This window comes from Pseudomonas sp. V98_8, assembly GCF_029967975.1.
GTDB classification, from domain to species: domain Bacteria; phylum Pseudomonadota; class Gammaproteobacteria; order Pseudomonadales; family Pseudomonadaceae; genus Aquipseudomonas; species Aquipseudomonas umsongensis.
In genome coordinates, this window is sequence record NZ_JASCAE010000099.1 from 1 (window position 1) to 13,635 (window position 13,635).

8 protein-coding genes are annotated in these 13,635 nt (G+C 56.3%); 5 read left to right on the plus strand and 3 right to left on the minus strand.

Annotation, left to right across the window (positions count from 1 at the left end; translation table 11 throughout):
* Positions 1-159 precede the first annotated feature (159 nt).
* From QLG10_RS28860 to QLG10_RS28870, 3 genes are read left to right on the plus strand one after another with little or no spacing between them, the layout of a single operon-like run.
* Positions 160-1,101, plus strand: coding sequence for a rhodanese-related sulfurtransferase (locus QLG10_RS28860; RefSeq protein WP_110749732.1), 942 nt, complete (start codon positions 160-162; stop codon positions 1,099-1,101).
* A gap of 36 nt (positions 1,102-1,137) precedes the next feature.
* Positions 1,138-1,740, plus strand: coding sequence for a DsbA family protein (locus QLG10_RS28865; protein WP_173667180.1), 603 nt, complete (start codon positions 1,138-1,140; stop codon positions 1,738-1,740).
* Complete coding sequence (locus QLG10_RS28870; protein WP_110749730.1) at positions 1,733-3,550, plus strand: ABC transporter ATP-binding protein; 1,818 nt, start codon at positions 1,733-1,735, stop codon at positions 3,548-3,550. The genes QLG10_RS28865 and QLG10_RS28870 overlap by 8 nt, the downstream gene beginning before the upstream one ends.
* Before the next feature lie 141 nt (positions 3,551-3,691).
* Here QLG10_RS28870 and QLG10_RS28875 read toward each other — a convergent pair whose 3' ends face one another.
* Positions 3,692-8,473, minus strand: a complete 4,782-nt coding sequence (locus tag QLG10_RS28875) for a hypothetical protein (protein ID WP_282488431.1) — start codon at positions 8,471-8,473, stop codon at positions 3,692-3,694.
* 289 nt (positions 8,474-8,762) lie between these two features.
* On the opposite strand from QLG10_RS28875, the gene QLG10_RS28880 reads away from it, so the two are divergent.
* Together QLG10_RS28880 and QLG10_RS28885 are read left to right on the plus strand one after the other, a co-directional pair.
* A complete protein-coding gene (locus tag QLG10_RS28880) occupies positions 8,763-11,222 on the plus strand; it encodes an EAL domain-containing protein (RefSeq protein WP_110749727.1) in 2,460 nt (819 codons plus the stop codon).
* Between the two features lie 45 nt (positions 11,223-11,267).
* Positions 11,268-12,062, plus strand: coding sequence for an iron-containing redox enzyme family protein (locus tag QLG10_RS28885; RefSeq protein WP_188263769.1), 795 nt, complete (start codon positions 11,268-11,270; stop codon positions 12,060-12,062).
* Between the two features lie 71 nt (positions 12,063-12,133).
* On the opposite strand, the gene sugE is transcribed toward QLG10_RS28885, so the two are convergent.
* Positions 12,134-12,448 (minus strand): quaternary ammonium compound efflux SMR transporter SugE, encoded by a 315-nt coding sequence (gene sugE / locus QLG10_RS28890; protein ID WP_008060873.1) that lies wholly within the window; start codon positions 12,446-12,448, stop codon positions 12,134-12,136.
* Positions 12,449-12,567: 119 nt separating this feature from the next.
* Complete coding sequence (locus QLG10_RS28895) at positions 12,568-13,533, minus strand: bile acid:sodium symporter family protein (RefSeq protein WP_110749723.1); 966 nt, start codon at positions 13,531-13,533, stop codon at positions 12,568-12,570.
* Positions 13,534-13,635: the final 102 nt, after the last annotated feature.

Sequence of the window (13,635 nt, forward strand, 5' to 3'; positions counted from 1 at the left end):
GCTGGCGATAGCATCACCGCGGTGATGCTATCGCCAGCAAGCCGGCTCCTACAGGAATTGCGTTATTTTTGTTAGACTATGAAACGCGCCGCTCACCCGGCGCGTTTTTTTTCGCATCCGGTTCACCCCTTACGAGGGTAGCCACCTGGAGATTGATCCATGACACAACAGATTGTCGTGGCGGCACTGTATAAGTTCGTCACCCTGCAAGATTACGTCGCCCTGCGCGAGCCCCTGCTCAAGGCCATGGTCGACAACGGCATCAAGGGCACGCTGCTGATCGCTGAAGAAGGAATCAACGGCACCGTGTCCGGCAGCCGCGAAGGCATCGACGGGCTGATGGCCTGGCTCAAGAACGACCCGCGCATGGATGACATCGACCATAAAGAGTCGTACTGCGACGAACAGCCGTTCTACCGCACCAAGGTCAAGCTCAAGAAAGAGATCGTGACCCTGGGCGTTGAAGGCGTGGACCCGAACAAGAAAGTCGGCACCTACGTCGAGCCGCAGGACTGGAATGCGCTGATCAGCGATCCTGAAGTCCTGCTGATCGATACCCGCAATGACTACGAGGTCTCGATCGGCACCTTTGAAGGCGCTATCGACCCGAAAACCACCAGTTTTCGCGAATTTCCCGACTACATCAAAGCCAACTTCGACCCGGCCGTGCACAAGAAGGTGGCGATGTTCTGCACCGGCGGCATTCGTTGTGAAAAAGCGTCGAGCTACATGCTCAGCGAGGGCTTCGATGAGGTCTATCACCTCAAGGGTGGCATCCTGAAATACCTCGAGGAGGTGCCTCAGGAAGAAACCAAGTGGCAGGGCGACTGCTTTGTGTTCGACAACCGTGTGACGGTTCGCCACGACCTCAGCGAAGGCGACTACGATCAATGTCATGCCTGCCGCACACCGGTCAGCGTCGAAGATCGCGCCTCCGAGCATTACGTGGCCGGGATCAGTTGCCCGCATTGCTGGAATACGCTGAGCGAGAAAACCCGTCGCAGCGCCATCGACCGGCAAAAGCAGATCGAACTGGCCAAGGCTCGCAACATGCCGCACCCGATCGGCTACAACTACAAGCAAACATCCACCGAGGCCTGAATCATGTCTGCACGCCTGCTCTATGTGATGGACCCGATGTGTTCCTGGTGCTGGGGCTTCGCGCCAGTGGCCAACGCGTTGGTCGAGCAGGCGCAAGCCGCAGGCGTGGACGTGCACCTGGTGGTAGGTGGTTTGCGCACCGGCAGTGGTTCGGCCCTGGAGCCGACCACCCGCCGTTATATTCTGGAGCACTGGCAGGCGGTCAACGAGGCCACGGGGCAACCCTTCAAGCTCGACGGCGCGTTGCCCGACGGCTTCGTCTATGACACCGAGCCGGCCTGCCGGGCGTTGGTGACGGCACGCGGCCTGGCGCCGGATTGCGCGTGGAAGCTGCTGGGGTTGATCCAGCATGCGTTCTACGCCGAAGGCCGCGATGTCACCCACGCCAGCGTTCTGGTTGAGTTGGCCGAACAGGCCGGGCTGCCGCGCATCGAGTTCGCTGCCGCTTTCGACCGTGCCGATACGCACGCCGCGACGGCTGCCGATTTCACCTGGGTCCAGGACCTGGGCATCGCCGGTTTCCCGACGTTGCTGGCTGAACGCAATGGTCAATTGGCGTTGCTGACCAATGGCTATCAGCCGCTTGGCGTCCTGTCCCCCTTGCTCGGTCGCTGGCTGGAGCGTGCCGCCTGTGCATGATCCGGCCAACGACACCCCAGCCGTTAAACGTGTCGACCGGCTGAGCTGGGCAGAAATCCGTCGTCTGGCTCTTCATCACAAGAAATCCCTGTGGATCGCCAACGGCGTGGCCGTGTTGGCGACTCTGTGCAGCGTACCGATTCCCTTGCTCCTGCCATTGCTGGTAGACGAAGTGTTGCTGGGGCACGGCGACGCCGCGCTGAAAATCATGAACCTTGCGCTGCCCGGGGCCTGGCAGAAAGCCGCGGGCTACATCGGCCTGATGCTGGTGGTGACCCTGGCTCTGCGGTGCGCGGCATTGCTGTTCAACGTGGTGCAGGCGCGCTTGTTCGCCGCCCTGGCCAAGGACATCGTCTACCGCATTCGCATCCGTCTGATCGAACGCCTCAAGCGTATTTCGCTGGGAGAATACGAAAGCCTGGGTAGCGGCACGGTGACCACGCACCTGGTGACCGATCTCGACACCCTGGACAAGTTCGTCGGCGAAACCCTCAGTCGTTTCCTGGTGGCCATGCTAACGCTGGTCGGCACCGCGGGCATTCTGCTGTGGATGCACTGGCAGCTGGCGCTGCTGATCCTGTTGTTCAATCCGCTGGTGATCTACGCCACGGTGCAATTGGGCAAGCGGGTCAAGCACCTGAAGAAACTCGAGAACGACAGCACCTCGCGCTTCACCCAGGCATTGACCGAAACCCTGGACGCGATCCAGGAAGTGCGCGCCGGTAACCGCCAGGGCTTTTTCCTCGGTCGATTGGGGCAGCGCGCCCGGGACGTGCGCGATTATGCGGTGAACTCACAATGGAAAACCGACGCTTCGAACCGCGCCAGCGGCTTGCTGTTCCAGTTTGGCATCGATATTTTCCGTGCCGCCGCCATGCTGACCGTGCTGTTTTCCGACCTGTCCATCGGCCAGATGCTCGCGGTATTCAGCTACCTTTGGTTCATGATCGGTCCGGTCGAGCAGCTGCTGAATTTGCAGTACGCGTATTACGCCGCCGGCGGCGCATTATCGCGGATCAACGAGCTGCTTGCCCGGGCCGATGAGCCGCAACACCCGGGCGGTGTCGACCCGTTCAAAGGTCGCGAAACCGTGGGTATCGAAGTCCAGGGATTGAGTTTCGGCTATGGCGACGAACTGGTCTTGAACCAGATGGATCTGTCGATCGCTCCCGGTGAAAAAGTCGCGATCGTCGGTGCCAGCGGTGGCGGCAAAAGCACGCTGGTGCAGTTGCTGCTGGGCTTGTACACGCCGCTGGCGGGGACCATTCGCTTCGGCGGTTCAACCCAGCAGGAGATCGGCCTGGAAACCGTGCGGGAAAACGTCGCGGTGGTCCTGCAACATCCGGCGCTGTTCAACGACACGGTGCGCGCAAACCTGACCATGGGGCGTGAGCGCAGCGACGAGGCTTGCTGGCAAGCGCTGGAAATCGCCCAATTGCACACCACTGTGCGCGAGTTGCCCAATGGCCTGGACAGCATCGTCGGGCGTTCCGGCGTGCGCTTGTCCGGCGGCCAGCGCCAACGCCTGGCCATTGCGCGGATGGTGCTGGCCGACCCCAAGGTGGTGATTCTCGACGAAGCCACCTCAGCCCTGGATGCCGCCACCGAATACAACCTGCACCAGGCCCTGGCGCGGTTCCTCAGCCACCGCACCACCTTGATCATCGCCCACCGCTTGTCGGCGGTGAAGCAGGCCGACCGCGTGCTGGTGTTCGACGGCGGGCAGATTGCCGAGGATGGCGACCACCAGCAGCTGATTGCCGATGGTGGGTTGTACGCCAAGCTGTATGGGCATTTGCAGCAGCATTGATTGCTTTTGATTCAATCTGAATTGGCAGAGGAACTTTGAGGGCTGCCGCTGCCGCTACTGCCGCTGCTGCTGTCCAGGTGCGGGCGCTTGCGTAAATCAGGTCGCTTCCCCCATATGACATTGAGTGCGCTGGCTCCTCGCTCATGACCAAACTCTTTCATTACGATCGAACAGGAATCGCAGGGGGGGGAGAGTGGTCACGACGGTGATCGATCTAATATCCTCCGCGTTCGGGTACTTTTCATTGATGAAACCCACCAGTTTGCTTTCACTGTCCGCTGAAGTGACCCGATTTATTTGATCGACATCGCTTGCGACATTTATGGGGTGTGGTATCGCCAGTAATTTTCCGTCATCGCTCAGACGCAGGGAAGTGGGAGCAGAAAGTGTTGTAAATTTGTCAATATTTATATAAAAAGTTTCATTGATATTAACCTCTGGCAAATGGTTGTTGGATTGGAAAAGAGGGAGGTGACGTGTATTGTCTCCTACTCCGGAAACGCTGACATAGACCTCGTCTCGTCCTGTTGCAGTTCTTACCTTGGCATATGCGATATTTCTCAATCTTTCTGAAGATTGTCCAGAAGGCAGGTGTTTTTGTAGCTGTTCCATCGCCTGATCAATGTTGACGACGTTTGTCCTCGAACCTGAAGGGGTGGCAGAGGCCGGATCTGAAAAGAGAGTATCAAATGTCGCTGCGGTTGATTTCTGTAGTTCTTCAGGCGTCTGTGTACTGGGCTTCCATATCGCTGCTCCGTCTGGTAACTCTGCAACCATCAATCTTGTTTTTTGATCAAACATCAGTGCTTCGGTCGAGTTAGTGTCTACCTTTATCCACTTCATATTTTCGGAAGGGTTTTTCGGACTGCCGATGGGTATCGCAATCTCATTCATTTTTTGCAGTGCACGTTCGAGCTTCTCTATCCCGTGAATACGTGCTGTATTATTTGCATTCAATGAACCGACATACGCTCGATGCAGTTCCTCGCCCGCCGTACCTACGACCAGTTCAGCAGTACTCAGCTTTCGCATTGTCAGTGGGGCCAATATGCTGTCGCCGGCCGATAGTGTGGCGATATAGTAGTCGTTAAAATTGAGTCGAGTGAAGACGTGTTTGGACTTCCCTTCAATGGAGGGGAGGATAATTGCACCTACGATATGGACGTCATCGATTTTTTTTGCGGTACCGATAACTTTAAGGCTTCCATAGATCCCTGTCTGAAACTCCAGTGTGGCTGATACTTTCGCTCTGGGAACGGGAATTTTTTGATCAAGACCAATCCACTCGGGTTTTCCCTTATAGGTATTCAGTTTGCCGTCTTTTAGCTCATAGATTTTCTCCTCATAGGCTAGCAATCTACGGTCGTTGGCTGATTTTGCTGTTGAGGGATAGAAAGTACGGTCCCCAAACCATTCAGCCCATTTTTTTTCTTCGATAACTGTTCCTGCACTGGGGCGTTCGGCAGGACTGTCTGATAGTACGTATTCGAATTTGCAAACATCGTCCAGGCCGCGACGAATACGACAGGGAATCTGTTTGAGTTTTTCACTGTCTTCAAGGCTGCTGACGCGGCGCAGCGTATCGCCATCGAGTCGATACGGCACATCGTCAAGAAACACCGTGGTTCGGCCATCGACTTCAAGCACCTCACGCACGCGTGTGTTTTCAGCGACCTCGACCAGTATGTGGCTATTGTGTTTTTCCAGAGCGTTGTAGTGGGATCGGCCTAACGAAAGTTCGCCTGCAGCGTGGGATAATAATGGGCCATAGGGTCGGGACGATATCGGATCAACCAGGCGGAAGTCGGCCTTGCCTGCCGACGCAATGTTGCGCACCGGTATATCGTGCATCCCCCGTAAGCTTGCTAACTGATCACCCGCTACCAATGGACGCCAGCTTGCCGGATTGTCCATGTGCGCAAAGCCATTGATAAAACTGTGGCTGCCAACTCTGCCCACCGTCGTCCGAATGCTTTTGTACGCAGGGCTGAGCACACTGTGCAGGCCTGTGTACAAGCCTTTTATTGAACCCCGTACGAGCCGAAAACCCAGCGTCGGCAGGCCGTAGAACGGAATTGTGTTTTGTACGAGTGAAACGGTCAGCTTCTGAAAAAGCGAACCGAACTCGGGAAGTGCGACACGAACACCTGACCGAACTGATGCGGAAACCAGCTTCATTGAGCCGGAAACAAATTTTCCCAGCGGAAATGCAAATGAGACGACATCGACGATCAAGCCAAATACGGCCCATATCCTTTTTCTGGGATCGCCTGACAGCAGGTCGCTGATACCGCCCCAAAACGGTATGAACCCTTTGACCTTATCCAGCCAATGAGGGCGGGCAGCTTCATGTTCAATTTCAGTTTCGCCTTGCGCCGCTTTGCGGAGCATTTTTTCGTCAAAAAAGAAAAAATGGTGGGCGATGTAGTGGGCAAGCTCAGAGGAACGGGAAAACGCTGCGGCAGGATGCGATGTTCGTTCGAGGTCAGGACTAAGGGACGACGTCGTAAACGTTTTGCCAAACTGGTCAATGATGGCTGTGCATGTCGCTTTTTCTTTTGGGGGGGTGCCCCTCTCATGAGCCTCCCAATCAAACGGAACACTTTTGCCGCGTATCACCTTGATGACATTGGCCTCCGCATAGACGGGTCCTTTGACCTGTTGAGCTTGGTATTCACCATTGAGCATGGTCGATAGGATATCTGTACGCTTTCGAATGATCCCTGCTCGAGGAAAACATTCGTAATAGGCAACGTTGGTTTGATAAGTGATTTTGAGAACGAAGCCCATACGAAGCCGCAGTGGTAGCGTGTGGTCCGGCTTTTCCTCATCAAATGCGATTTCATCGGTGGATTTTCTCAAGGTGTAGATCTTTACTTCTCCCCGCTCCATGCCTTGCCGATCGTTGTGGGGGAGTGAGGAAAATAGGCTTTTGAGCAGTGTTTGATAGGCGTTTTTACTCAGTTCAAGATAGTTGTTGAAGTCTGACTCAAATAATTTTTCTACATCTGGCAAGGGGTTTTGCGTCACTGTTGCGGGAAGCCAGGGGGCTGTGGTTTTTATCGTGCGATCATTGTTGATGCCGATTCGGTGGGGCGTTTTTCGTATTCCGTCATTCATTGTTATGAACCAGGTTCTTTTTGGCGTCAGTCCCCCCGACATGTAGACATCCAGAAAGGTGTAGGCCTTATCCTTTAGAGGCGGTCCTTGAAGGAGGCCGCCTCCATCGATGCCTCCAAAGTCCTCGATCAATTTTCGCCCATCGGAGATGAACACGGAGGACTTCGAGTGAATGGGTTTGACCAGCTTCCCTTCCCCGTTGCGCCGCAACGCGTGCTTGAAGTATTTTTTTATCTCCCGCTCGGCGATAACTTTTCTTTCGGGATAACTGACGTCCAATTGAATGATGGCCTTCTTCAAGGCGTCCATGTGCTCGTCAAGTGATTTTATGGATTGGGCTTTATCCTGAGGCGAGTAATCCGAGTCGCTCCTCTCGAGAATCACGCCACTAGTGATTGCCCATTCCAGGGTCGGGGGCATTCGAGCCATCGCTATAAGCTCTAACTCTTGCGAAGTCGCTTGCATCGACTGCTGAAGCGGAAACTCCACCAGTTGCTGGAAGGACATGCGCTGGATCAGATCAGGTTCCATGGCATCTGCGAGCGTTACACCATGAACGAAGTTGACCCAGACCGCTGAGCTTCTGTAGGGCAGGTCGGGCGGGATATCGGGAATCTGGAATTCCCTCGGAAATTCGGGTTGGAACAGACGAGCGAGCAAGATCGACTCCGTCACTGACGACGCGCGATCGGTATCCCTTAGATGTTGTTCGAATTCCGCCCAAATCGTCTGGTAACTTTTTCCCCAGTTGGAACGTTGATGCCAGGGGTAACCGGCGATATCCTCGGGCTTATTCTCGCGTGCCAGGCCTGAATATAATCGAATGGCTCTGCTGACAAGTTTTATCCGGATTTCAGGCGAAGTGTTTTCGAGTGGGCCGGTGCCGTACCATTTCAGACCTTTTAGTAAAGCGTCACTCAGGCGCACGGACTCGGCAGAGCGCAAGATCTTTTCAAGAAACACCGTAGGTGTCGCTCGGGCTTGCTCGACGGTGGGTCTAGGGAGTGTTGTTTTTTCCAGGTGAGTGAAAAGGGAAGTTTTCGTAGAAGCAAGGAAGTTATTGACAATGTCGTTGATTTCCCTTTCTGTAAGTTGGGTTATCAGTGCGTCCATGGTCATTGGGGTGGCCGAATTGCGCCGATTCAGGGTTTTGAGCAGTCTCCTGTCTGCTTTGGTGGGCGCACGATTCAACAGGTCGATATCGAGGCGGCTGTCCAGTCGCAACGAATGCCGAGCTCGTTTCTCTTCCAGTGCGTTGATCGTAGTGCGATGTTCCTCTGCAATTCCCGCGTGCCAAGGGAGAATTCCGTAGTAATTAGTCATCTGCACCAGACTGACGGCGCCGTTGGCATAAATAGTCCCCCCGATTTTTTTCGCTTCTGGGGCAATGGCGGTCATCAGACTGACCCATTTCGGAGCACTGACTACTAATGCCAGTTTTCCCTTGCTGTCGTGCTCCAATTTTTGTTGGAGAGGGGGGCGAAAATTTGACTTTCTTTTTTTGTCCGTTGAGCGAATCTCGTACGTCACCGTATCGTCTTTGACCGTCAGTTCCAGTGTATCCGGGTCATTGCCTGATTTCAGGCAGTGCGCGCGGTATCCTGGATCTGTCAGGAGGGGCTGAAGTAGTGCGCGTCCCGGAGCGCTAAATTGCAGAAGTGGAGAGTGAGCGCTGGGGATTATTGATGTTTTTTCGAAATCGGCTGTCGAACTTTCCGGTTTTTCTAGAAAGTCGAGAAGGAGGTCGTAGTCCGATTGAACGGCTCTGTATTTCAGGGATTCGGAATATTCTGTTGTTTCCATTTGGAAGATTCTCTTGAGTGTCAGTGGATCGGTTCCCCGCAAAAAAACGATGGAGCTAGGGGCCGATTTCAAGAGAAAACGAGCAGGAGAGAGTGGTACATAGTTAGGTGATGACGGTTTTTTTTGACTGGCTGTGTCGGTGGCCAGTCCGCGTTTCACTGAAAGCAGTTATTTTTCAGGCCCTTGCCCACAGAAAGGGCTTCGCGCTTGCCTGAACCGGCAACGCCCCCTAGTCTAGCTTTAGCGATCACGTGGATGATGATCTGGCAGTGCTAGAACAAGGGACCTCATGAATCAAGCGCGGACTCTCGGAACGCCACGGTTGCTGGGCATCGTCTGGCCTTTTATTGCCGTTGTGTTATTTCAGGCCCTGTTGGGGGGCGTCAGTCTTTATGTATTGTCGGCGGTCCGCGGTTATGTTGCCGGCGAGAGCCTGTGGTCCAAGGGCCAGAAGGACGCGATCTATTACCTCAACCTGTATGCCGACAGTCGCGATGAGAGCAAATTCCTCAAGTACCAGGAGTCCATTGCCGTCCCTCAGGGCGGGCATGAGCTGCGTCTGGCGCTTGACCAGCAGCCACCCGATATCGAAGCGGCCAGGCGGGCGATTCTCAAGGGGGGCAACCACCCCGATGACGTCCCCAGCCTGATCTGGCTTTACCTCAACTTTCGCCATTTCAGCTACCTCGAAAAAGCCATCGAGCGCTGGACCGTGGGTGATGCGTACCTTGATCGACTCGATGATGTCGCCAGGGACATGCACCAGCACATCAGCATCAAGCCGGCCCATCCTGACGACATCCAACGCTGGAAAGAGCAGATATTCGATATCAACAACGGGGTGACGCCGGCGGCGAAGGCCTTCAGCGATGCCCTTGGCGAAGGCTCGCGGATGATCATGCGCCTGCTGCTGGCGACGAACCTGGCCACCGCCCTCGGCCTGATCGCCCTGGCGCTGCTGCGCACTCATAAACTGCTCAAGCAGCGGCACGCTTTTGCCGACGCCCTGCAACTGGAGAAAGAGCGGGCGCAAATCACCCTGCAATCGATTGGCGACGCGGTGATCACCACGAATGTCGAGGGCGCGATCGCCTACATGAATCCGGCCGCCGAAGCCTTGACCCACTGGAAAGCCGAACAGGCGAGCGGGTTGCCGCTGGCGGCGCTGTTCAATCTGCTGGATGACAATGCCCAGGCCGACGGCTTTACCTTGATCGAGCACATCCTGAGCGGTCAGCTCAGTGGCGGCAGCGAACATTCCAAGCTCATTCAGCGCCTTGATGGCAGCACGGTGTCGGTCACCCTGGTCGGGGCGCCGATCCGCAATGCCGGGAAGGTCAGCGGAGCCGTGCTGGTGCTGCATGACATGACTCAGGAGCGCCAATACATTGCCAATCTCTCCTGGCAGGCGACCCATGATGCGCTGACGGGGCTCGCCAACCGCCGCGAGTTCGAATTCCGTCTGGAACAGGCGCTGCAGGGCCTGACGCGACAGTCGGGGCGCCACGCCTTGATGTTCCTCGATCTGGATCAATTCAAGTTGGTCAACGATACCAGCGGACACGCGGCGGGTGACGAGTTGCTGCGGCATATCTGTGCGCTGTTGCAATCCGGATTGCGCGAGGGCGACACCCTGGCCCGGTTGGGCGGCGACGAGTTTGGCATCTTGCTGGAGAACTGTGCTCCGCAGGCAGCTGAAAAAATTGCCGAAGGGCTGCGCCAGACCGTGCAGAACCTGCACTTCGTCTGGAAGGGGCGGCCGTTCGTGACCACCGTGAGCATCGGCCTGGTGCACATCAATGCCCATCCGACTACCCTGGAAGTCTCGCTGCGCGCGGCTGACATGGCCTGCTACATGGCCAAGGAAAAGGGCCGTAACCGGGTTCAGGTGTATCACGCCGACGACTCGGAGCTGTCCCTGCGCTTTGGCGAGATGGCCTGGGTGCAGCGCTTGCACATGGCCCTGGAAGAAGACCGTTTTTGTCTGTACGCCCAGGAAATCGCGCCGCTCGGTCATGTCGAACAGGGTGGCGGCCATATCGAGATCCTGCTGCGTCTGCATGACGAAGCGGGACGCATGATATTGCCCGACAGTTTTATTCCGGCTGCCGAACGATATGGCTTGATGACGTCCCTGGATCGTTGGGTCGTAAAGAACGTGTTCAAGATCATTGCCCAATGTATGGCCGAAAAGCACAAAGAGCCTCTAGCGATGTGTGCGATTAATCTGTCAGGCACAACTATAGGAGATGAAGCGTTCCTGGACTTCCTGCGTCAACAGTTCATTAGTTACGCCATACCACCTGAAATAATTTGTTTTGAAATCACTGAAACCAGCGCCATTTCCAATCTGGCGAGTGCAATTAAATTTATTAATGAACTCAAAGGCTTAGGGTGCCTGTTTTCCCTCGATGACTTTTGCGCCGGTATGTCCTCGTTCGCCTACTTGAAACATTTGCCTGTAGACTTCCTGAAGATCGACGGGAGTTTTGTAAAGGATATGCTGGACGACCCGATTAACCGCGCCATGGTCGAAGTGATCAACCACATCGGTCATGTCATGGGTAAGCGTACGATTGCCGAGTTTGTTGAAACGCCCCAGATCGAGCAGGCATTGCTGGATATCGGGGTTGATTACGCTCAAGGGTATGTCATTGAACGCCCGCATCTGTTTACCTGCGACAGCTTGAAAAGTCGTCCAGCCAGGCCGCAGCCCCTGTTGTTCAAGGCGCCCGGCACGTTCCGTTGAAGTCTCTCGTTGATCGGAACAATCACAATCAAAAGGAGCCCGACAGTGATCGAGACATTCAACCGAACCGGACCACTCATGGAAGCTGCAAGTTATCCCGATTGGGCCCAGCGCCTGATTCAGGATTGCAGCGCGAGTAAGCGCCGGGTTGTAGAGCACGAGCTGTATCAGCGCATGCGAGATAACAGACTCAGTGCCAAGACGATGCGCCAGTACCTTATCGGGGGCTGGCCCGTGGTCGAACAGTTCGCGTTATACATGGCCCAGAACCTGACCAAGACCCGTTTTGCCCGCCACCCTGGCGAGGACATGGCGCGTCGCTGGTTGATGCGTAATATCCGTGTCGAACTCAACCATGCCGACTACTGGGTGAATTGGAGCCGTGCCCACGGCGTCAGCCTGGAAGATCTGCAGGCGCAGCAGGTGGCCCCCGAGCTTCACGCCTTGAGCCATTGGTGCTGGCACACCAGTTCCGCCGATTCGCTGATCGTTGCCATTGCCGCCACCAACTACGCCATCGAGGGCGCGACCGGTGAGTGGTCGGCGGTGGTCTGTTCCAATGGTCTGTACGCGGCAGCCTTCCCGGAGGAGGATCGCAAGCGGGCCATGAAATGGTTGAAGATGCACGCCCAGTATGACGATGCCCACCCTTGGGAAGCGCTGGAAATCATCTGCACCCTGGCCGGCATGAATCCGAGCAGGTCATTGCAAATGGAATTGCGCCAGGCCGTGTGCAAGAGCTACGACTATATGTTCCTGTTCCTGGAGCGTTGCATGCAGTTGGAGCATTCGGAAAAGGCGCCGGTGATGCGTGAGCGATTGGCGATGGCCGAAAGCTGACGGATTGGCGTTCATGAAAAAGCCCGCCCCTGGTGACAGGAGGCGGGCTTTTTTGCAGATGGGCTGCGCAGTCAGGCGCTGACTTTTAGCCCCACCAGGCCGGTGATGATCAATGCCACACTGGCCAGGCGGACCAGCGCCATGGATTCGCCAAACAAAATGATTCCGGCAATCACGGTGCCGACTGCACCCACTCCGGTCCAGATCGCATAGGCCGTGCCCAGCGGCAACTCCTTCATCGCAAGGCCGAGCAAGCCGAGGCTGACGGCCATGGCGGCAACGGTCAATGCAGTAGGGAGAGGGCGGCTGAAACCATCGGTGTACTTGAGGCCAACGGCCCAGCCGACTTCGAACAAGCCGGCGAAAAACAGAATGATCCAGGACATGGAAGACCTCCATCCATTGACGGGGTCGTCCCCAAGGTTAATGACTCGATCGAGCCGCGAGGTCGTCCTCGCGTTGCGCAATATAGTGCCCAGCATTAACCCTGGGATCAAGTTTCGGTTCAGTCGGTCGCCTGTCGCGCGGCGACTTCACGATCCTGCTTCTCGCTCATGCGACGGAAATACGTCGAAAGCAGCGCCCCGGAAATGTTGTGCCAGACACTGAACAACGCGCTCGGTACCGCCGCCAAAGGCGAAAAGTGCGCACTGGCCAAGGCGGCGCCCAGCCCTGAGTTCTGCATGCCGACTTCCAGCGCCAGGGATTTGCGCTGGGGCAGTGGCAACTTGAACAGGCGCCCGGTGAAGTAACCCAGCAGGTAACCAAAGCTGTTGTGCAGCATGACCACGGCCATGATCAACAGGCCCGATTCGGCAATTTTCGCCTGGCTGGCGGCCACCACAGCAGTGACGATGATCACGATGCTCACCACCGAAACCAGAGGCAACACGTCCACGGCGTGGCGAACCTTGTCGCCGAGCAGTCGCTGGGCAACGACACCCAGTACGATCGGCAGCAGCACTACCTGGAGAATCGACCAGAACAGCTCCATGAACGACACCGGCAGCCAGGCCGAAGCCAGCAGCCAGATCAACGCGGGTGTCAGCAGCGGAGCGAGGAGGGTGGTCACGGCAGCGATAGCCACCGACAACGCCAGGTCGCCGCGTGCCAGCCAAGTCATCACGTTCGACGAGGTGCCGCTTGGGCAGCAGCCGACCAGAATCACGCCGACGGCAATCTCTGGGGGCAAATGGAACGCTTGGCAGAGCAACCAGGCCACGCCGGGCATGATCACAAAATGCGCCACCACGCCCAAGGCCACGCGCCACGGGTGGCGGGCGACCTCGGCGAAGTCTTCGAGCTTGAGGGTCAGGCCCATGCCGAACATCACCAGCCCCAGCAACGGCACGATGGCGCCCTTGAGGCCGATGAACCAGGCCGGCTGCAGGAATGCCACGACGGCGAATATCAGAACCCAGTAGGCGAAGGTGTTACCGACAAAACGACTCAATGCAGCCAGTGCACGCATGGCCAGATCCTTATTTTAATGAACGCCACAAACCCAATGTGGGAGCGGGCTTGCTCGCGAAAGCGGCGGGTCAGTCAATATATATGTCGACTGATCCACCGC